Source organism: Bacteroides sp. Ga6A2 (assembly GCF_000702225.1).
Taxonomy (GTDB): domain Bacteria; phylum Bacteroidota; class Bacteroidia; order Bacteroidales; family Bacteroidaceae; genus Ga6A1.
The window spans coordinates 106,009-126,916 of record NZ_JNKX01000011.1; the positions used below are offsets into that span (position 1 = coordinate 106,009).

General features: G+C 47.2%; 18 protein-coding genes. 6 read left to right on the forward strand and 12 right to left on the reverse strand.

Going from position 1 to position 20,908, the window contains the following annotated elements; translation table 11 throughout:
- Positions 1–10: 10 nt before the first annotated feature.
- The 6 genes from rffA to T538_RS18560 form a co-directional block, all read right to left on the reverse strand.
- Positions 11–1,150, reverse strand: coding sequence for a dTDP-4-amino-4,6-dideoxygalactose transaminase (rffA, locus tag T538_RS0102805; protein ID WP_031532015.1), 1,140 nt, complete (start codon positions 1,148–1,150; stop codon positions 11–13).
- Between the two features lie 34 nt (positions 1,151–1,184).
- Positions 1,185–1,526: a hypothetical protein gene (locus T538_RS0102810; protein WP_034538797.1), complete on the reverse strand. Its 342-nt coding sequence runs from the start codon at positions 1,524–1,526 to the stop codon at positions 1,185–1,187.
- Positions 1,523–1,867 carry an EamA family transporter gene (locus T538_RS0102815; protein WP_031532018.1) on the reverse strand — a complete coding sequence of 115 codons (345 nt, stop codon included), beginning with the start codon at positions 1,865–1,867 and terminating at the stop codon, positions 1,523–1,525. The genes T538_RS0102810 and T538_RS0102815 overlap by 4 nt, the downstream gene beginning before the upstream one ends.
- On the reverse strand, positions 1,864–2,562 hold the full coding sequence (locus tag T538_RS0102820; protein WP_031532019.1) for a GNAT family N-acetyltransferase: 699 nt from the start codon (positions 2,560–2,562) through the stop codon (positions 1,864–1,866). The genes T538_RS0102815 and T538_RS0102820 overlap by 4 nt, the downstream gene beginning before the upstream one ends.
- On the reverse strand, positions 2,559–3,488 hold the full coding sequence (locus tag T538_RS0102825) for a glycosyltransferase family 2 protein (RefSeq protein WP_031532020.1): 930 nt from the start codon (positions 3,486–3,488) through the stop codon (positions 2,559–2,561). The genes T538_RS0102820 and T538_RS0102825 overlap by 4 nt, the downstream gene beginning before the upstream one ends.
- A 129-nt stretch (positions 3,489–3,617) precedes the next feature.
- Positions 3,618–3,791, reverse strand: coding sequence for a hypothetical protein (locus T538_RS18560; RefSeq protein ID WP_197025742.1), 174 nt, complete (start codon positions 3,789–3,791; stop codon positions 3,618–3,620).
- A gap of 315 nt (positions 3,792–4,106) precedes the next feature.
- Here T538_RS18560 and mtaB point away from each other — a divergent pair, with 315 nt between their 5' ends.
- Genes mtaB through T538_RS0102845 form a run of 3 tightly spaced genes read left to right on the forward strand, consistent with a single transcriptional unit; the run spans position 4,107 to position 7,713 of the window.
- Positions 4,107–5,459 (forward strand): tRNA (N(6)-L-threonylcarbamoyladenosine(37)-C(2))-methylthiotransferase MtaB, encoded by a 1,353-nt coding sequence (mtaB, locus tag T538_RS0102835; RefSeq protein ID WP_031532021.1) that lies wholly within the window; start codon positions 4,107–4,109, stop codon positions 5,457–5,459.
- Positions 5,456–6,484 carry a glycosyltransferase family 2 protein gene (locus T538_RS0102840; RefSeq protein WP_031532023.1) on the forward strand — a complete coding sequence of 343 codons (1,029 nt, stop codon included), beginning with the start codon at positions 5,456–5,458 and terminating at the stop codon, positions 6,482–6,484. The genes mtaB and T538_RS0102840 overlap by 4 nt, the downstream gene beginning before the upstream one ends.
- Positions 6,484–7,713, forward strand: coding sequence for a type IX secretion system plug protein (locus T538_RS0102845; RefSeq protein ID WP_031532025.1), 1,230 nt, complete (start codon positions 6,484–6,486; stop codon positions 7,711–7,713). Before T538_RS0102840 ends, T538_RS0102845 begins: the two co-directional genes overlap by 1 nt.
- Here the strand turns inward: T538_RS0102845 and T538_RS0102850 are convergent.
- Positions 7,710–9,395 carry a bifunctional metallophosphatase/5'-nucleotidase gene (locus T538_RS0102850; RefSeq protein WP_034538769.1) on the reverse strand — a complete coding sequence of 562 codons (1,686 nt, stop codon included), beginning with the start codon at positions 9,393–9,395 and terminating at the stop codon, positions 7,710–7,712. The two genes, T538_RS0102845 and T538_RS0102850, sit on opposite strands and share 4 nt — an antisense overlap.
- Before the next feature lie 90 nt (positions 9,396–9,485).
- Here T538_RS0102850 and T538_RS0102855 point away from each other — a divergent pair, with 90 nt between their 5' ends.
- Entirely contained in the window at positions 9,486–10,196 is a 711-nt protein-coding gene (locus T538_RS0102855) for a DnaJ domain-containing protein (protein ID WP_155992965.1), read from the forward strand.
- A gap of 52 nt (positions 10,197–10,248) precedes the next feature.
- On the opposite strand, the gene T538_RS0102860 is transcribed toward T538_RS0102855, so the two are convergent.
- Both T538_RS0102860 and T538_RS0102865 read right to left on the reverse strand, forming a co-directional pair.
- Entirely contained in the window at positions 10,249–11,172 is a 924-nt protein-coding gene (locus T538_RS0102860; protein WP_031532028.1) for a carbohydrate kinase family protein, read from the reverse strand.
- Positions 11,173–11,193: 21 nt separating this feature from the next.
- Entirely contained in the window at positions 11,194–13,233 is a 2,040-nt protein-coding gene (locus tag T538_RS0102865) for an NAD(+) synthase (RefSeq protein WP_031532030.1), read from the reverse strand.
- A gap of 207 nt (positions 13,234–13,440) precedes the next feature.
- On the opposite strand from T538_RS0102865, the gene T538_RS0102870 reads away from it, so the two are divergent.
- Both T538_RS0102870 and T538_RS0102875 read left to right on the forward strand, forming a co-directional pair.
- On the forward strand, positions 13,441–13,992 hold the full coding sequence (locus T538_RS0102870) for an NADH peroxidase (RefSeq protein ID WP_031532031.1): 552 nt from the start codon (positions 13,441–13,443) through the stop codon (positions 13,990–13,992).
- 164 nt (positions 13,993–14,156) lie between these two features.
- Positions 14,157–15,041 (forward strand): nuclear transport factor 2 family protein, encoded by an 885-nt coding sequence (locus T538_RS0102875; RefSeq protein ID WP_031540764.1) that lies wholly within the window; start codon positions 14,157–14,159, stop codon positions 15,039–15,041.
- Between the two features lie 242 nt (positions 15,042–15,283).
- On the opposite strand, the gene T538_RS0102880 is transcribed toward T538_RS0102875, so the two are convergent.
- Genes T538_RS0102880 through T538_RS16970 form a run of 3 tightly spaced genes read right to left on the reverse strand, consistent with a single transcriptional unit; the run spans position 15,284 to position 20,801 of the window.
- Positions 15,284–16,453, reverse strand: coding sequence for an efflux RND transporter periplasmic adaptor subunit (locus tag T538_RS0102880; protein WP_031532033.1), 1,170 nt, complete (start codon positions 16,451–16,453; stop codon positions 15,284–15,286).
- Positions 16,450–17,685, reverse strand: coding sequence for a TolC family protein (locus T538_RS17960; protein ID WP_034538771.1), 1,236 nt, complete (start codon positions 17,683–17,685; stop codon positions 16,450–16,452). Before T538_RS17960 ends, T538_RS0102880 begins: the two co-directional genes overlap by 4 nt.
- The gene (locus T538_RS16970) at positions 17,682–20,801 is read right to left on the reverse strand and encodes an efflux RND transporter permease subunit (protein WP_034538772.1); all 3,120 of its coding nucleotides are present in this window, start codon (positions 20,799–20,801) and stop codon (positions 17,682–17,684) included. The genes T538_RS17960 and T538_RS16970 overlap by 4 nt, the downstream gene beginning before the upstream one ends.
- Positions 20,802–20,908: the final 107 nt, after the last annotated feature.

The window sequence follows — 20,908 nt, forward strand, 5'->3', positions numbered from 1 at the left end:
TTCAAAAAAGTCAAATCTTGTTGAAATACTTCTTTATCAAGCCAACAATGTAATCGACTTGTTCGAGAGTCAACTCGTAGAACATTGGCATACGGACAAGGCAGTCGGCATACATGTCGCAATATGGCAAATCAGGAATCTCTGTATAATTAGAAGTGTAATACTCGCTCTTGTGCAAGCTAAGATAATGGAACACGCTTAAAACGTTATGCTCTTTCAGATATTTAATCAAGCCTGTTCTCTCCTCAAGATTTCGACAAACCAGATAGAACATGTGAGCATTGTTTGTTGCATATCCCGGAATCTGCGGAAGTCTGATTTTTCCGCTTGCAGCCAAAGTCTGAAGCCCTGCGAAATACTGATTCCACAGCAGTTTGCGCTTGTCCTGAATCTGCTGCATACTCTCCAACTGCGCCCAAAGGAAGGCACTCACAACCTCAGAAGGTAAGAATGAAGAGCCCGTGTCGCACCATCCGTATTTATTAACCTCGCCACGGAAGAACTCGGAGCGGTTTGTTCCCTTCTCCCAGATAATTTCAGAACGACGGATGAATCGCTCATCGTTTATGCCAAGCATTCCGCCCTCGCCAGAGATGATATTCTTGGTTTCGTGGAACGAGAAGGCCGAAAGATGACCGATGGTTCCGAGCGGTCTGCCCTTGTAATAAGAATCGATTGCCTGAGCCGCATCTTCTACAACAAGAAGATTGTGCTTGTTGGCAATATCCATAATCTTGTCCATATCGCACGCCACTCCAGCATAATGAACCGGCACAATGACTTTTGTCCGCGGAGTTATGAGAGCCTCGAGTTTATCGGCATCGATGTTAGGATTGCTTTCCATAGAATCGGCAAAGACAATCTTACAACCCTGACGAACAAAAGCCAATGCCGACGAAACGAACGTATATGAAGGAACGATAACCTCGTCGCCCGGACCTACGTTGCAGAGAATTGCGCACATCTCAAGAGCATCGGTACAAGATGTTGTAAGCAATGCTTTCTTAAAACCATACTTGTCTTCGAAATACTTTTGGCATCTTTTTGTAAAAACACCGTTACCTGACAGTTTTCCTGTGTAAACTGCCTGATACATATAATGCGCCTCCTTACCCGTAAGGAATGGTTTGTTAAAAGGTATCTGTTCCATAAATATTCTAAATTAAAATACAAAAGTAATACATTTATTTCAGATAAAACACATAAATGCCCAACAATATAAATGCCATCGACAGACAAACACGCTTCGTTATCTTCTCTCCGATGAAGAAATACGATAAAATCGGAACGAAGACATATCCGAGCGACTCCATTATCGGCAACTCCTTCATCTCAACGCCGTTGCCCATTGCCGTGATGTTAATGAACAACGATGAGAAAAATATCAGATAAGCCGTTATAACCCGCCAGTTTAGCATCGAGGATATCCATGAGCGATGTTTCATATCGGCACTTTTCTTCAGAAGAATCTGGCTGCACGACGAGGCAAAGATGCCCAAAATCAGCAAAGCGTAAAAGAATGTCATCTTCTCCATGCCAACACAAACAATCCTAACATTATACACAACGCTCCACACACATTATAGACCGATATATGTTCGGCAAAAAACACGTGCGAAAGTAGCATAACCATCACGATAGTAACGCTTTTGCACAAAAATGCCGTATTGAGTTGCATGAACGACAATATCTTCTGCCACAGCACGGCGTACAAACCAAGAGCAAGAACAACTCCTGCAAAGAATAGAATGTAGCCAAGCGACATAATATCGTGCTGAGAAGCCATCTTACTGAACAATATCGAACTTGAATAAACGGCAAAGGCAAACAAAAGCAGGCACACTCTGCCTATCGACAATTTCTTCATTTAAGCCAGATGTGATAGATGTTCGTTACAGACTTTACCTCAAAACCGTTCTTTTCGTAATAGCGGCATGCAACGGCATTTCTCTTCTGAGTAGCAACTTCGATGTGCGTTCCGACTTCGAACATCGACAGAAAAGTCTGCATTATTTTTGAACCTACGCCACGACCTGCCACCGCGGGATTTACAGCTATCAGACCGATGTCCACACAGTTTTCCTCTTTTTTATATGTCAACATACCATCGCAACAATCCGACTGGCAGAAACCGAGCACATCGGTCGCAATAGTTCCGTTGAGCGAACGTTCCATCCACAGTCGGTAAAGAGTCTTGAATACCGAAGATGGCAGTTTCTTGTCGATGTTATAGCGCGAATATTTGCCACTTTCGTAGGCAAGCGCAAGAAGTTCGTCGGACAATTCGCAATTCTTTATGCTTACAACATTTGCATCGGAGAAATGACTATCCGAAGGCTTAATATCTTGCTGATACACAACTTTTTCATCAGCAAGAAGAATATTTTCCGACATCAATTCTTGGGGAATTGAGCCGCCCTTGAGATAAAGCAATTCGTAGCCTTGATTTCTGGCTTCAAGAAGTTCGGAATCGAACCACTCTTTTGTTATATCGGCATCGGGAACAAGATTCCCGACCTTGAATCCGAAATTATCGGTATCCCACTGTACTAACTGTATCATTTTTCCGAAAAATTTACCGTCTCACCAATTATAAAGACAGGGCGACCTTTCACTCTGTCGAAAATCTTACCTATATACAATCCGGTGATTCCCAACATCATTGTAAGGATTCCGGCGATGAGCCACAACGAAATCACCATCGTCGTGAAACCGTCGACAACAATCAAGCCCAAGCACCATTTTACAAAATAATACAGAGCAACGAGCAACGAACCGATTACGACATAGAAGCCAAACGTAAGCATCAGCCTGAGAGGTTTGTCTGAGAAACCAATCATATTGTCGCTTGCCAGTCGCATCAGTTTGAAGAAGCTGTATGACGACGAACCGACTTGCCTCTCGGCATGCTGAACTGGCAGATATCCCTTGCGGAAGCCAACCCACTGAGCCATAATCGGGAAATATCTGATGCTGTCGCCCATCGACAAGATGGCATTTACGACCTTTCGATTATAGATTCCGAAATTTGCCACGCTTTTGTCCTGCTTCGAATCAGTCAGAAATGAGAAAACAAAGTAGAATGCCGCGCTCGAAAGACGTTTCATGAAAGTATCCTGACGCTCAACGCGCTGTGCGAAAACCGAGTCGAAACCTTCTCTTGTCTTGGCATAAAGGTTCGGGATTTCTTCGGGACGGTCCTGAAGGTCGCAGTCCATAACCACAACCCAATTGCCCGACGTCTTTGACAATCCGGCGGTAATTGCGTAGTGCTGACCGAAATTTCGTGAAAGATTCACCCCCTTCACCTTTTTGTTTTCGTTACATAGTTGAACGATTTTCTCCCACGAATTATCTGGCGAGCAGTCGTTTACAAGAACAATTTCGTAATCATCCGTTATGTCTTTTACAGAATCGATTATCCGGCGAACAAGTTCGTCGAGCATTTTTTCTCCGCGATATATTGGCGATACAATAGAAAGCTCCATATTATTACATTTTTCAACGGCAAAGATAGTAAAAAACTGACGAACAAGCGTAGTTTTCAGTCTATAAAAACCAAAAAAAGGCTCGCTACACTTTGTGTAACAAGCCTTTAATTTCTTACTGTTCGTAAATTACTTTACTGAGTCAGCAGCAACTGAATCGGCAGCAACAGTGTCAGCAGCAGTAGTATCAACTGTAGCAACTGAATCTGAATCAGCAGCGTTAGCAGCTGCATCGTTCTTACCACCACATGAAGCCAAAGAGATAGCTGCGAAAGCTACGAACAAAAATACAAGTTTCTTCATTTTTTTGCTTTTTAAATCTGTAAAACAATCATTTGCTTATTAAAACGATGCAAAAGTAATCACTTTTTTGATACAACGTATATTTTTTTTGAAGTTTTTTTTACTCTTTCTGTAACTTTTTTATAACTGTTTTATTTTCAAGGTATTACAGATTTACATTTTTAGCATTACTTTAGCGTCCAAAACAATACAGTTCAAATAAAACACGATAAAAATGTTCTACAATAGTGTTTTTACACAAAAATTAAATTCATTTTATTTTGTCTGGCTATCGTTTTGCAGTATCTTTGCCAAAGATATATTATAAGGTAAAAAATGATTGATTTATCAATATTCCAGCATAAAAAAGTGGCTTTCTACACGCTCGGATGCAAGTTGAACTTTGCCGAAACATCGTCGATAGGCAAATCGCTGAAAAACATCGGCGTTGAAAAAGCCGGAGAAAACGAAATTGCCGACATCTGCATAATCAACACATGTTCGGTTACCGAGGTTGCCGACCAGAAAGGTCGTCATGCCATAAACAAACTTGTGCGCGAGAATCCGGGAGCATTCGTAGTGGTTATAGGCTGCTACGCACAGCTCAAACCCGAGCAAGTGGCTGCCATAAAGGGGGTAGACCTTGTTCTGGGAGCCGAGCAGAAAGGACAAATAATCGAATACATGTCCGAGGCAATGGTTCAGCGGATGCAAAACGGCGAGGGCGACTCGCATCTGCACGAGTTTCATCAGGTGGCAACGAAGGATATTAAATCGTTCGCACCGTCGTGCTCGTGCGGCGACCGCACCCGATATTTCCTGAAGGTTCAAGACGGTTGCAACTACTATTGCACATACTGCACCATTCCTATTGCGCGCGGAAACAGCCGAAACGGTTCTATCGCATCGCTCGTGAAACAAGCCGAAGAGGTGGTTCAGGAAGGCGGAAAGGAAATCGTTCTGACAGGCGTGAACATCGGCGACTTCGGACACTCTACAAACGAGAATTTCGCAGACCTTGTAAAGGCCCTCGACCAAGTTGAAGGCATTGAAAGATACCGAATTTCATCAATTGAGCCAAACTTGATTACAAATGAGATTGTTGACTATTGCGCCGAGTCGAAAGCATTCATGCCGCACTTTCATATTCCGTTGCAAAGCGGCAGCAACAGCGTCTTGAAACTGATGCACCGCCGCTACACAACCGAATTCTTTGCCGAGAAAATTAACTACATCCGCCAGAAAATGCCAGATGCATTCTTCGGCGTTGACGTAATCGTGGGCACCCGAGGCGAGACCGACGAATATTTTGAGGAGGCCTACCGATTCATCGAGTCGCTGCCAATCTCGCAGTTGCACGTGTTCAGTTACAGCGAGCGTCCGGGCACTCAGGCCTTGAAAATAGACTATGTGGTATCGCCCGAAGTAAAGCATGAGCGCAGCCAGAGGCTTTTGGCTCTCTCGGACAGAAAACTACATGATTTTTACGAGAGATTCATCGGCACAACCCGTCCGGTTCTGCTGGAGAAGCCGAAGGTTGGAATGCCTATCCACGGATTTACAGATAATTACATTAAGGTCGAGATTGAACCGATCGACGAGAATATGGAGCTGATAAACACCATTGTAAACATAGAGTTAAAAGGCTTCAACCACAACGGAACGGCACTTGAAGGAGTTTTGGCATGAAAAGAGTTTCGATAGTAATACTAAACTGGAATGGCAAGGAGATGCTGCGAAAATATCTCCCTTCGGTGCTCAAATTCAGCAATGGCGAAGATTTTGAAGTCTGCGTTGCCGACAACGCATCGACCGACTCATCGGTAGAAATGCTGAAAGCCGAGTTTCCGGGCGTGAGAATTGAACAACTCGACATGAACTACGGCTTTGCACAAGGCTACAACATCGCCCTGAAACGCATCGAGGCTGAATATTACATTCTGCTAAACAGCGACGTTGAGGTTACTGAAAACTGGATTGAGCCGATGCTTCAGTATCTCGACTCCAACCCAGATGTGGCGGCGTGCCAGCCTAAGATTCTGAGCGCGCACGACCATTCCACATTCGAGTACGCCGGGGCCGCAGGAGGCTACATCGACAAGTACGGCTACCCTTTCTGCCGCGGAAGAATTTTCGACACGGTAGAGAAAGACAACGGGCAGTACGACGAACCGGCATCTGTTATGTGGGCAACGGGCGCGGCTTTGATGGTTCGCTCGGCCGATTTTCACAGCGTTGGCGGACTCGACCCGAAATTCTTTGCACACATGGAAGAGATTGACTTCTGTTGGCGACTCCGTTCGCGCGGCAGAGGCATCGTGTGCATCCCCGACAGCAAGGTCTTTCATGTTGGCGGCGGAACTCTTCCGAAAAACAATCCGTTCAAGACGTTCCTGAACTTCAGAAACAATCTGCTGATGCTCTACAAAAACGTTCCAGACGATTGTCTGAAGCGCATTATGATTGTGCGATTCTGGTTCGACATGCTTGCCATACTCGTTTTTGCCCTTAAGATGCAGATGGGCGACGCAAAGGCGGTTATCAGAGCGCGAAAGGAGTTCAAAAAACTCAGAAAGACGCTTTACAAGGACATCAGAAAGCAGAATATGGCTCTCGCAACCAACAAATATCCGGCTGAATGGTGGAATAAAAGTCTGCTGAAAGCCTATCATCTGAACGGCAAAAAGACATTCTCCGAACTAAATTTTAAGTAATGAAAAACATCTGGCTAATCATAGCGACAACCTTTATCTGCACGGCTGCCAAGGCTCAAAATACGGTTGTGAGCGACCGCAACATTCATTCTGTTCAGTGCGTGGCAAACAACGACTGGAGCCAGCTACCTATAATCGGACTGAACGACGATATGCAGATAAACATCTCGTTCGACGAGTTGTCGCACGATTACCGGAAGTTTCATTACACCATCCGCCATTGCGACCGCAACTGGCAGCCAACCGACATGCTCGACTCGGAATACATCAGCGGATTCAACGACCAGACAATTGACGACTACGCGCAATCGATGAACACGACAGTTCCGTTCAACCACTACTCCATCGCGCTGCCAAACGAACAGATTCAGTTCAAACTATCTGGAAACTACAAACTTATAGTCTTCGAAGATGGAAAAAGTGAAGAAGAGCCGTCGTTCACCACAAATTTCTATGTCGTTGACAGAAAAATCCTCGTCGGAGCGACAATTTCGGGAAACACCGATATCAATAACCGAACAACGAGCCAACAACTCGACATCAGCATGAATCTGACATCGATGCGCATTAACGACTGCAAAACGGAACTGACAACCATCGTTACGCAAAACCGACGATACGAAACCCGACGGAGCGTCGAGCCGAGTTACATAAGCAGTTCGGCTCTGAAATTTGAGCACAACAGAGATTTGATTTTCGACGGAAACAATGAATACCGACGCTTTGAAGTTACAAACCATCTTAACGGAACGATGGGCGTTGACCGCATAAGGTGGAACAAGGCTGAAGAACATTTCGATGTTTTTCTGTTCGAAGATGAGCCGCGCCAAAACTACTCGTACGACGAGGATAAAAACGGACTTTTCTACATCCGAAACGAGAATCGCGAGGATATCGACACCGAGAGCGACTATATGCTCGTACACTTCAGTCTGAAAAGCGAACCGCTTGTTAATGAGCGAGTTTTTATAAACGGCGCATTTACCGGCGGCTGTTTCATTCCGGAGTACGAGATGCAATACAATACGCTTACGCAACGCTACGAACAAGCAGTATTACTTAAGCAAGGTCAGTACAACTACTTGTATACCAACCAGAAAGGCAAGCCTCTTGCCGACATCGAAGGCAATTTTCACGAAACCCGAAACGAATATCAGATTTTCGTCTACTACCATCCTTTCGGAGCGCGCTACGACCAACTTATCGGCTTCTGCCAGCAGAAAAATTAGTCGTCGAAGAGCAAGCGTGCATCTCTCGCAGCCGCCTTCCGGCACCAGTCCTCGGGCACAAACTTCCAGTTGTTGAATGGCTTAGGGTCAATCCGTTGTTTTTTCTCGATATATTCAGTAATGTAATATCTGATGTCGTAAGGCGTGGCATCCACCACCCTGCTTTCAAGTTCATCGTGCGGAATTCCGCAGCCCTTCGTCAGAATCTCGCCACCGCCGTTGGCACGATAGGCATTCATCGCCACAATATAATCGGCATCCATGCTGAAAGGCTCGCCGTTTCGCATACTTTTTATCGAAATCTTCTCGCCGGCAGGTTTAGTTACATCGACCTCATAGACGATTCCGACAGCCGAATCGAAGTTGAAATTCGGATTTTTGAAACCGTAATGGCGCGGCGCGTTCGTTGTGTCGAGCAGCAGCAGATGGTCGTCGGGCGAAGTCATAACGTCGACCCACTTCATGTAACTGTATTCCAGATAATCCTTTATCTCGCTGCCCTTCAGGCGCATTGTGTAGAGCGAATTTTCGTATCGGTAGAACTTGAACATATCGCGCATGGTAAGCGCGCCGCCGCGAAGCACCGAATTGTACGACAGAGGCGCGGCAAAGCTCACGTCAGCCCCCGTTTTGTCGAGTTGAACCTGATGAATGAAATCGACAAAGGCACACGGACCGAAATACGCCTTGTTCTCCTCAATCTGATGCTTAATCTCGCCCACACGATGAGAGACGTAACTCTTTACGGCATAATACTGCGCGCGGAACTGCTGAAAAAGTTCGTTACCATTGATGTCTAAATCATGAATGTCGGCAAGTTGCGGAATTATCTTCTTATCAACAACCTTGCCGTCGCACTTCGTTACAATCATCTCCACATCGCTTACCTTGTAGGCATTGGCTCCCGGGTCGATGCAGCAGACCTTTTCACCGCAGGTGTTCTCAACCCAGTCGAGACGGCGCACATGGTCGTGCCCAAAGAAAACAATGTCGAATCCCGGCACTTGCTGAGCCACCTCCCACGATGCGTTCTCCTTGCCGTTGGGCATCACCATTCCCTCGTCCTTGCCCGAATGGAACAATCCAACAAGAACATCGGGCTTCTCTTCTTCCTTGATACGATTTACCCAATATTTGGCAGACTCGAGCATATCGACAGGCTTCAGACCGCTCCAAAGGCGATGCGGAAACCAGTTGGCAAGCATCGGCGACGTTAGTCCGAGCACGGCAATCTTAACGCCTTCGCGATGAATTACTATATAAGGTGTAAAATAAGGCTCGCCAGTCTTTTCGTTCAGAATATTTGCCGCCAGAATCGGAAATTCGCATTGCTCAACGAAACGGTCGTAAACCTCGTGCCCCGTCTCAATGTCGTGGTTTCCGATGGTGCAGGCATCGAATTTCATGTAATTCATCATCTGCGCCGCTAGATGCCTTGAGCGCGTATCAACAACATTGTAGAAATATGCCGACGGCTGCCCCTGAAGCATGTCGCCACCGTCGAGCAGAACGAGCGCATCTTTGTATTTCTCGCGCTGTTCAGCAACGTAAGTGTGCAGTCGGCACAGGCTTCCGATACTGGCATTTCCCGAACGGTCGCGAATGAAATCGTACGGAAAATAATTGCCGTGAATATCTGTACAATGAACGAATTTTAGTCTGACTTCCTTATTGTTTCTCATCACTTGTTATTTGCAATGCGAATTTAGCAAAAAATCGCGTTTCGTGCAACTGAATGGCATTTATTTTGCAGAGTACAAAACAAAAAAACTATTATGGCAGTTGATTACTACAAAGTTCTAGGTATTGACAGAAACACTCCGCAGAAGGACATTAAGAGTGCTTACCGCAAGAGAAGCAAGCAGTTCCATCCCGACTTGCATCCCGACGATCCGAAGGCCGAAGCCAAGTTCAAGAAACTTCAGGAGGCTTACAACGTGCTGGGCGACGAGAACAAGCGCAAACTCTACGACCAGTATGGCGAGAATTGGGAGAACATGAGCAAGATGGGCGGCGATCCGTTTGGAGGTGCAGGCGGCTTTGGCGGAGGCAATCCGTTTGGCGGCGGAAATCCTTTCGGAGGAGGTTTCGGCGGAGGCGGCTTCAACACGTCCGACCTCGGCGACATCTTCAGCCAGATGTTTGGCGGAATGGGCGGCGGCCGAAGACATAGTTCTGGCGGATGCGGCGGCAGTTGTCATTCTCAGCCTGAACCCGACGAGACACAAAGCACCGTAAACATCGACATGTACACCGCTCTGCTTGGCGGCGAAGTCATTGTTCAGACTCCAAGCGGCAGCAAAATCAAACTAAAGGTTAAGCCTTGCACGCAAAACGGCACAAAGGTTAAACTTGCCGGAAAGGGCAAGCCGAAGAGCAACGGATATTATTCTGATCTTATTATAACGTACAACGTTACGCTGCCCGAGTCGCTGTCGGACAAGCAGAAATCGCTTCTTGAACAGATGAAAAATGCGGGATAAAAACAGAAATGCCTTTCATTCTGAAAATCAGCAGGATGAAAGGCATTTCTTTTTATAGTCTGCGGCTTGCACCGAATTCTTTCGAAACTGAATTGTTAACACTCTGGCACACCTCGGCCGAGAAATCGGTGGCGCACTCTATGAGTTTTTGCCATTGCTCTGCCGACAGATTTTGAAGGTCGTTCTTGCAGACATCATACTTAATCAGACCGTAAACAAAGCCGGCGTTGAAGTTATCGCCCGCGCCGATGGTGCTCACCGTCTCAACCTGCTTAACATCGTACTCGCCGCTGAAGTTTGCCGTGCGCAGCGAAACGCTCTTACCAGCGTTGGTGCAGATGAAGCAAGGCACATGAAACTTTAGTTTCTCGTCGAAAAGGCGGTCGGCATCGTGCATTCCGTACATCACATCAAAATCATCGGCCGAACCGCGGAAAACGCTGCACATCTCCATGTTTTCGAGGATTGACGACTGAAGTCGCACAAACTCGTCTTTATGGTTGGCGCGATAGTTTATGTCGTAATACAGAATTGCACCGCGCTCGTGGGCATACTGCAAAAATTGCAGAGTCTTTGGTCTGAGCACCGGATTTATAACGAAATACGAGCCAAACATCACGATGTCGTCGCGGTTTATCTCAGGCAATACAAGTTCGAAATTATTCTTGTTGTAATCCTTGTAAAACGAATAGTTGGCATCGTTATTCTCATCGAGGAAAGCCAGCGAAATGGGCGATTTTCCTTCGGGATACACACTAACGTATTCCGTTCCGACGCCGTTCTCTTTCATGAAGTTGATGATATTGTTGCCAACGTGGTCGTTGCCGATTTCCGTAATCATCGATACGGGCACACCGCATCTGCCAAGCGAAATCACCCCGTTGAAAGTAGAACCTCCCGGAACCGCCGCCACAGGCTGCTCGTTCCTGAAAATAATGTCGAGAATAGTCTCTCCTATTCCTATTACCTTTCGCATCTTATTGTTATTTTTAATAATCTACAGATTTTCACATTCCTTTACCCAAAGATTGTACGAAGCATCGCTCGGCATACGCCAATCACCTCGCGGACTGAGTGTTACGCTACCAACCTTAGGACCATCAGGCAAGCACGAACGCTTGAACTGCTGAGTGAAGAAGCGGCGGCAGAATGTCTTTAGCCACTTCTTTATCGTCTCGTCGTCGTAATATCCAACAATGCCGGCAGAAACGTATTTCGTATTGTACGATGTGTCGCCGCTTTCCGCCGCCATTCTGCCCTCTTCGTTCTGCTTTTGGAAAGCAATTTTTGCAAGATAGTAGATTTTTGAAGGGCGGAAGCCGAATCGCAGCATATTGTAAAGGAAGAAGTCGTGCAACTCGTAAGGACCGACCAAATCCTCGGTTTTCTGCTTGATATTGCCGTTCTCATCTGCCGGGATGAGTTCGGGACTGATAGGCGTATCGACGATGTCGAGAAGCGTTGTGCGAGCCAGTTCGTTCACCACATCCGAATTTGCGACCCATGCCACCAGATGCTTTACTAAGGTCTTTGGAATGCTGCAATTTACGCCGTAATTGCTCATGTGGTCGGCATTGTATGTTGCCCAGCCAAGAGCAAGTTCCGACAAGTCGCCAGTTCCAACAACAAAGCCGTTCATCTGGTTGGCAACATCCATCAGCACCTGAGTTCTCTCGCGCGCCTGACCGTTCTCGTACGTTACGCTATAATCGTCGAGCGGATGATTTATATCCTTAAAATGCTGAATGCAAGCATCTTTTATGCTGATTTCGCGCATCGTTATGCCGAGCGACTCCATCAGTTTTATAGAGTTGTTGTATGTTCTTCCCGTTGTTCCGAAGCCCGGCATCGTTACGCCCACAATGCCCTTGCGGTCGCGCTTCAGTTTGTCGAATGTCTTTACGCAGACAAGCAGAGCCAAGGTTGAATCCAATCCGCCCGAAATGCCGAGCACCACGGTCTGCGCGTTAGTATGAACAATGCGCTTTGCGAGTCCGGCAACCTGAATGTTGAATATTTCCTCGCATCTCTCATCGAGAGCCTTTCCTGTTGGAACAAACGGATGCGGATTTACTCGTCTCGTAAGTTCTAAATCAGCCTCCTGATTAAATCTGTCGCGTTCAACGAAGGTCACGAAATCGTTGTCTTTCTCGGTTCGCTGAAGAAGCGTCTGCGAGTAGGTTTTGTTAACCATACGCTCGTTTCTGATTTTCTCAACATCAATCTCGCCCAAAACAAGCTGCTCGTCGTAGTCGAAGCGGCGGCTCTGCGCAATGAACGAGCCGTTCTCGCAGATGTAGGCGTTTCCGGCAAAGACGAGGTCTTGCGTAGACTCGCCGAATCCGCACGATGCGTACACATATCCGGCCATACAGCGTGCCGACTGAGACGAGATGAGGTTCATGCGATAGTTATGCTTTCCGATTACTTCGTTGCTTCCCGACAGGTTGAAGATGATGTCAGCTCCCTTCAGCACAAGCTCGTTGCTCGGCGGATTTACAGCCCACAAATCCTCGCAAAGTTCAATTCCGAAATTGAACTTGCTGCTACTGAACACCTTATTTATATAAACGTATCCGTTGATATCGTTCTCCAAGTCGAGCGATGAGCGGAAAACCGTATCGTTCAGCAAGTTGTCTGCCGACGAGAACCAGCGGAGTTCGTAAAATTCCTTGTAGTTTGGCATGTAAGTCTTAGGAACATAGCCTATCACGCGTCCCTCCTGAACCAAGGCAGCCATGTTGTAGAGGCATCCGTTAAGGCGAAGCGGCAAACCTACAATAGCCAGAATCTCCAAATCGGCAGTCTCGCCTACAATCCGGTCGAGTGCCTTCTCAGCCTCATCAAGCAGAAGCGAGTTGAAGAACAAATCTTGGCAGGTGTAGCCCGTTATACACAATTCGGGAAAACAGATGACGTCCACCTTCTGTTCATCTGCCTTTTTTATCATAGAAATAATGTGCTCAACATTAAACTCACAGTCGGCAACCTTCACAGCAGGAACAGCAGCCGCAACCTTAACGAAACCGTATTTCATACTATTTTTTATTTTTGTCGGGGCAAAGTTAAATATTTTTAAACGATTCTGCCACCCTGCCAAATATTTATTTTTCGGCAAACGGAAACAAGGCATTTTATTTACGAAATTTCTTAACAAAATATTTGTTTTTTAGATTTTATTTTTTATCTTTGCGAATACCAAACAAATATTATAAAATAGAACTTAACTTTAATACATCAAGATATGAAGAAAAAATTTATTTGTGCTGTTTGCGGCTATATTTACGAAGGTACAGAAGCTCCGGAAAAGTGTCCACAATGCGGAGCAAAATCAGATAAGTTTACTGAGGTTAAGAACGACGGAAGTCTTACTTTCGTATGCGAGCATACCCTCGGAATTGCCAAGGGTATAAATCCCGAACTTCTGCAAGGATTGCACGACCACTTTAACGGCGAATGCAGCGAGGTTGGAATGTATCTGGCAATGAGCCGACAGGCCGACCGCGAAGGCTACCCAGAGATTGCCGAGGCGTTTAAACGCTACGCATGGGAAGAAGCAGAACACGCAGCCAAGATTTGCGAGATGCTGGGCGAACTGGTTTGGGACACAAAGACCAACGTTGAAAAGCGCATGAATGCCGAGGCCGGTGCATGCGAGGGCAAGGCACATCTGGCAAAGATTGCCAAGAACGAGAATCTAGACGCCATCCACGACTCTATCCACGAAATGGCAAGAGACGAGGCAAGACACGGAGCCGGATTCCAAGGCTTATACAACAGATACTTCAAAAAGTAAGTTAAAGATACTAGGGTTATTAAGGTAAAGAGGATAGTTTTAGGTAACAAACAGACAGAAGGCGTGCCATAGCGATTACGGTGCGCCTTTATTATGCTGTATTTTTTGCACATAACGCAAGATTTGTATATATTTGCTGATGTATTTCTGATAATTGCTAAAAAGTGAAAAGCCTTTACTTAGCCATCATTTTTCTGCCCATCATTTGCGGCTGCAACCCCAAAACAAGCCAATCTGACATTACAGATAAAACGCGACAGAAAGTCTCTGTAAATGCGCAAGATACGCTCCGCAACTTTGTGTCTAATATTTACAAGCATAATTTCATGAAGACAAAAGCCGAAGTTTTAGATTCGCTGTATTTGTCATCGGAATTGTATTCCTTGGAAAAGGAATATAATAAATCCTATCCAGACTCGTACTATAATCATTGGATATGCGATGATTTTGCTTATTATCCGTCTTTTAAGATTGGCAAATTCACGCAACTATCAGATACAACAGCAACTGTTGACATTAAAGTTTCGAATGGGGAGAGCAAATCAGAATATCAGTTGGTAATGCTATTAGAGAATGGCAAATGGAAAGTGGACGACTTTGTATATAATGCTTACTCTGATGATGCTTCCAGTAATAAATCAGGGCTAAGAGATCTACTCGGTCTTGAAACTCACTTACGAGGCTCTTTGTCTGAATACAGTTTGAAGTTCTGGGAAAAACCAGAAGATGAACATGAAGGGGCTATCAATTTGTATAAAAACAAAACTATTGTTTCCCAAAACCTTGTTAGTGTAGGTGGTAACAAAACCTTCGAAGGAATAGATGATACAAAAGAGGGATTTAAAATCTTCTACAGTTGGGGACATAATAAGTATTTTGGCAATACTATTTTTCTTTTTAAATATCAGAAAGGACAATTTTATCTCTATAAGGTTATTCGATATCGTTCTTTCGAAATTGAAGAAGGATTTGATTTTAAGAGAACAGAAGAAATTCTCGAAACTCCAATTCTGTTTCAAGATGTAGATATTGAAAAGTATTTATTTTAGAGAATTCGGCAGGTCTCCGCAGATGGAAACCTACCGAATTTCTGTTTTTTTAACCCAAATCGGTTATTAGGATGACTGTTTTCGTGGTTGCTTTTATAATTGCCTGATAACAAATGCTTTACAAATTGATTTTTCTAATGACCGCCATTAGAAAAACGACTTTGCAAGTGGCTTATTTTCAAGTTTTTACAAACCTAACCACGGAATTATATACTTCTAACGACCGATTTGGGTTTAAGCCATCATTCTTCACCATGGTCGGCTGCCATAGATGCCAGATAGAAGGCATTGTCGGTAACCACGGTTGCATCGGCATCTGCCGGAGTTACAAAATCAACCTGCGTGTAGCACTGTTCACTCACGCCGGTAACCACCTCGGCACGTCTGAAACGAAACGACTTTTCGCCGCCCTCAGTCGTAGTTTCGTCGAGCACAAAGACAAACTTTCTGCCCTCGGCACGGACAATGGCATTATCGGGCAGAGCCTTGACTTTTTTCTGTCCGGTCTTGATGCTTCCCGAAACGTACATTCCGGCAATGAGGTCCGACGCATCCTTGCCAACGATGCGCACATGTACGGAAACCGCCTTGGTATCGGCATCGAAACTGCGGTTTATCTGCTGCACACGCCCCTTCAGATGCATGCCGGGACTGTTCGTAACCACCAAATCGGCATCCTGCCCCACCTCGACTTGGGCGATGTTGCGTTCGAACACATTCAGACTGGCATAAACGGCCGAATTGTCGGCAATCTGCATAAGCGGAGCGGTGGCATCGACATAACTTCCGGTGCTGACAAAGACCTTGCCAACAACGCCCGAAAGCGATGCGCAGACGGGGATTCGGGTTACTATTTTACCGTTGGCCACTTGCTTTGGACTAATGCCCATCTGCCTTAGCTGATGCAGAAGTCCCGTGAGCCGAGCATTCGAAATCTCATAGTCTGCCGTTGCCTGCTGAAGCGTTTTCTGCACGCCTGCGCCCTGTGCCGCGAGCGATTTCTGCCGCTGCATCTCCTGCTTGGCAACCTCGGTCTCCTTTAGCGCCACAAGATAGTTTTTCTGAACCTCAACTATTTCGGTATTCTCGATGTATGCCACCGTCTGACCGACTCTCACTTTCTGCCCCTCGACAACACAAATCTGGCGCACAATTCCGCCGACAATTGGAGTTACGTCTGCCTTGTCCTGAGGGTTAAGGCGCAACTCGCCGTTTGCCTTTATCGCGCCGCCGAGTTCTTTCTCCTCAACATGCCCGAGAGCGATTCCGACGGTGTTCATCTGCGTCTGAGTAAGAACGAGTTCCTCGTGATTTTCCTCTTCAGCCTCCAGATTTTCTGTATTTTTATTCTGCGAGCACGATGCAAAGGCAATGAGCGCACATGCTGCAATGATTATCTTTGATGTTTTCATTTTTCTTCTCCTTTAATAAATTTCAAATTGATTATTGCCTGATTATAGTCGTTCACCGCATCGGCAAAACGAAGTTGAACATCGAGCGCAGTCTGAAGATTCTGAATGTATTCAACGTAGCCGATTTCGCCGTTTTCGTAGGAAATCTGCGACAGCCGAGCCATCTTCTCGCCCTGCGCGTTGCCCTGACGAGTATAGTAATCGAGCACCTTCTGCGCCCGCTGAAATTCGGTCAGAGCGTTGCTGTAAGCCATGTTCATTTTTTGTTCTGCCTTACGGAGAGCGATTTCGGCAAGTTCAACATCGCGACGAGCTGCCTTCAGCTTAGCATTCTGTCCGCCCCAGAACAGCGGAATGCTGATGCCCACCTCGAAACCCATGAAATTGCCCTTCTCGAACCTCGTTCGGTCGATGTTATAAGGATTGAAGCCCTTGATAAGCATCTGCTCGGTAAAACCGATGGTCAGCCCCGGCAGAAAGCCTTGTTTGGCAAGACTGAGATTGCGTTCCGAGGCTGTTGTGCGAGCCGAGAATACTTCGCCGAGAGCTGTCTGACTGAACATAAAATCGTCTGTCGGCAACGGCTGCTGAATGGCAAGAAGTCCCGATTCAGACGGAACAATCAGCTCATCGACATTCGTAATCTGGCGCAACGCCAACAGAGCCGACTGATAATCAGCCTCGGCTTTCTGCAAGCGGAAAAGGTTCTCGTTGCTCACACGCTCGGCATTCATCTGCTCCAAATTGCCCGACTCGCCTGCACGATGCTTTGCCGTGGCGATGGCTACGAAGCGAGTGCAGATGCTGTCCTGCGCCTTCAGAATCTCGACCGTGCGACGAGCGTGGAGAAGCGCGTAATAGCACGAGCTGACGTTTTTAACAACCTCGTTGCGAGTGAGTTCGAGCGTACTCTGCGCCACGGCAGTCTCGGCTTTCAGATACTTGCGGCGAGCGGCATAGACCGTCGGAAACTCGAACGACTGGCTCAGGCTGATTCCGTTGTCGGGATTTCCGCCCGAAGTTGGGTCTTGGCTCAACGTCAGCGACGTTCTGTCGATATCGAACGTCGTGCCTTGCAAATCGCGCGCCTTGTCTACCGAAATTCGCCCAGCCTTCATGTCGAGATTATTCTCGAGCGCAAGGCTGATGCACTCTTGCAGCGTAACGGCACGTTCTTGAGCCGACGACAAAATCGGCATCAATCCGAAGAAAAATATGATGATTTTTTTCATGCTTCCTGATGTTTTGTGAATGTCTTGTAGATTGACGGCAGAACCACGAGCGTAAGAATCGTGGCGGTGAGAAGTCCGCCGATGACGACGGTTGCAAGCGGACACTGAACCTCGGCTCCGTCGCCTGTAGAAAGTGCCATCGGCAAAAATCCGAGCGATGCCACCAAAGCCGTCATCACAACGGGGCGAAGCCTCAGCATACATCCTTCAACCACCCTTTTTCTGACATCAGCAACGCCCTCTTTCTCGAGTGTGTTAAACTGACCGATGAGCACGATTCCGTTGAGAACCGCAACACCAAACAAGGCGATAAATCCCACTCCGGCAGAGATGCTGAAAGGCATATCGCGCAGCCAGAGAGTCCACACGCCACCGATGGCAGAGAGCGGAATGGCAGAGAAAACGAAAAGCGTTTCGCGCAGATTCTTGAGCGTTGCGTAGAGCAGACAGATGATGACCAAAAGTGCCAGCGGAACGGCAACGAGAAGTCTGTCGGTTGCCTGCTGAAGATTCTGGAACTGACCGCCGTAGGTGTAGTAATATCCGGCAGGCAGTTTTAGTTCCTTGTCGAGAATCTGCTGAATCTCCTCGACGGTACTCTGAACATCGCGTCCACGAACGTTGAAGCCAACGTAGATGCGCCGCTGTCCGTCCTCGTGCGTAACCTGTGCCGGAGCATCCTCGAAACTGATGTCGGCCACCTGTCGCAACGGAACGGTTCCGCCGTCGGGCAAAGGCAGATAGAGTTCTTCGAGCGATGCCACATCGTTTCGCAAGGCATCGTCAATGCGCACAACCATGTCGAAACGGCGGTCCTCCTCGAACACATATCCGGTGCGCCTGCCAGCAAAGGCAGCCTCGAGCACGCGATTGGCAGTAGAAATTGAGATGCCGTATCTCGCCAGTCTGTCGCGGTCGTACTTAACCTGAATTTGCGGCAAGCCCTGAACCTGCTCAACAAACGGCTCGGTAATGCCATCGACGCGCTTTATAAGCGATGCCACCTTATTTGCCGAGGCCTCCAGAACATCGAGGTCGTTGCCGTAGATTTTTATCGCCACGTCTTGTCTGATGCCAGTAATCAACTCGTTGTTGCGCATCTGAATAGGCTGCGTCATCTCCACTTCCATTCCGGGAATAACACTCAGCGCGGCCTCCATCTTCTCCATCAGCTCTTCGGTTGTCTTGGCAGATGTCCATTCGGCTTTTGGAATAAGCGAGATAAGAAGGTCGGCGCGCTCAACGGGCATCGGGTCGGTCGGAATCTCGGCACTTCCTATTCGGGTTACCGCCTGCTTCACTTCGGGAAACTGCGATTTCAGAATCTTCTCGGCCTGAGTGGTGGTCTTAACCATCTGCGAGAGCGATGTTCCCTGCGCCATGCTCACCTCGGCGGCAAAATCGCCTTCTTCGAGGCTCGGAATGAATTCTCCGCCCAAGCGGAAAAATATGAGGAGGCTTATCAGAAACAGCGCTACCATTGATGCGATGAGAGTCTTGCTCCAATCCAGACTTTTGGTGATGACTGGCTGATACAAACTGCGTAGTTTCTCAATCAGTCTGTCCGACAGATTTGGCTTGTGCGTGCTTGCCTTGCTCAGAAACATTGCGCTCGCCATCGGAACGTATGTGAGCGACAAAATGAACGCTCCGAGGATGGCAAAGAATATCGTGAGAGCCATTGGACGGAACATCTTGCCTTCTATGCCCACAAGCGTGAGCAAAGGCAGATAGACGGTCATGATGATGATTTCGCCAAACGCCGCACTCTTGCGAATCTTCGATGCCGACAGAAGAACCTCGTCGTCCATCTGCTTCTGAGTGAGACGCGCACCTTGATATTTATCGCGTCCGATGGCGATATGATGGCACACGGCCTCGACGATGATTACCGCGCCATCGACAATCAGACCGAAGTCTATTGCGCCAAGACTCATCAGATTTCCGCCAACCCCGAAGAGTTTCATCATTCCGAAGGCAAAGAGCATTGACAGCGGAATGACCGATGCAACAACCAGTCCGGCACGATAATTGCCAAGAAACAACACGAGGATGAAAACAACTATCAGTCCGCCCTCGATGAGATTTCGTGTGATTGTTCCCGTAACGCGGTCTACAAGTTGAGTGCGGTCGATAAACGGCTCAATAACAACGCCTTCGGGCAGACTTTTCTGAATCTGCGCCATGCGTTCCTTCACGTTTTTTATAACCTTCTGAAAGTTCTCACCCTTGAGCATCAGCGTTATGCCGGCAACAACCTCGCCCTCGCCGTTGCGCGTAACTGCGCCGTATCGCGTAGCCGAGCCAAACCTGACCTCTGCCACGTCGCGCACCAGAATAGGCGCATCCGAAACGGTCTTAACTGGAATTTTCTCGATGTCCTCGAGCGAGGTGGCAAGACCTATTCCGCGAATGAAATATTGATTGCTATTCTTTTCGATGTAACTTCCGCCGGTGTTCTCGTTTCCGGCTTCGAGAGCGTCGTAAATGTCGGCAACGGTCAAGCCCGAAGCATTCAGGCGGTCGGCATCAACGGCAACCTCATACTGCTTTACGAATCCACCCCAGCCGCTCACCTCGGCAACGCCCTCGGTTCCCGACAGTTGTTTGCGCACAATCCAGTCTTGCATCGTTCGCAAGTCAGTTAGCGAGAATTTGTCTTCGTAGCCCTTCTTTGCACGTATTGTGTAATGATAAATCTCGCCAAGTCCGGTAGATACCGGTGCAAGTTCAACCGAGCCTTTATCGTTCGGAAGCACTTCTTCGGCTTCTTTCAGTTGCTGGCTCACCTGCTGGCGCGCCCAGTAGATGTCGGCATCATCGTCGAAGACGAGCGTAATTACCGACAGTCCGCTTCGGCTTATGCTTCGCCTCTCCTCTACCCTCGGAATATTGGCGAGAGCCATCTCAACGGGCGTTGTAATGAACTGTTCAACCTCCTGTGCGCCCAACGACGGCGCTTGTGCTATCACCTGCACCTGATTGTTGGTTATGTCGGGCGTTGAGTCGAACGGTAATTGCGAAAGCGACCATCCGCCCCATACCACGAGAGCCACGGTGAGCAGGCATATTGTAAGTTTGTTCTCTATAGAGAATTTTATAAGTTTCTGAAACATAATTCTTTTAAATATGAAAAACACAGATAATCCGATGCCAGAACCAGCATCAGACACACGTCGTTTTTATGAAAAAAAGAAAAACATCTGCGCACGATGGACGCACG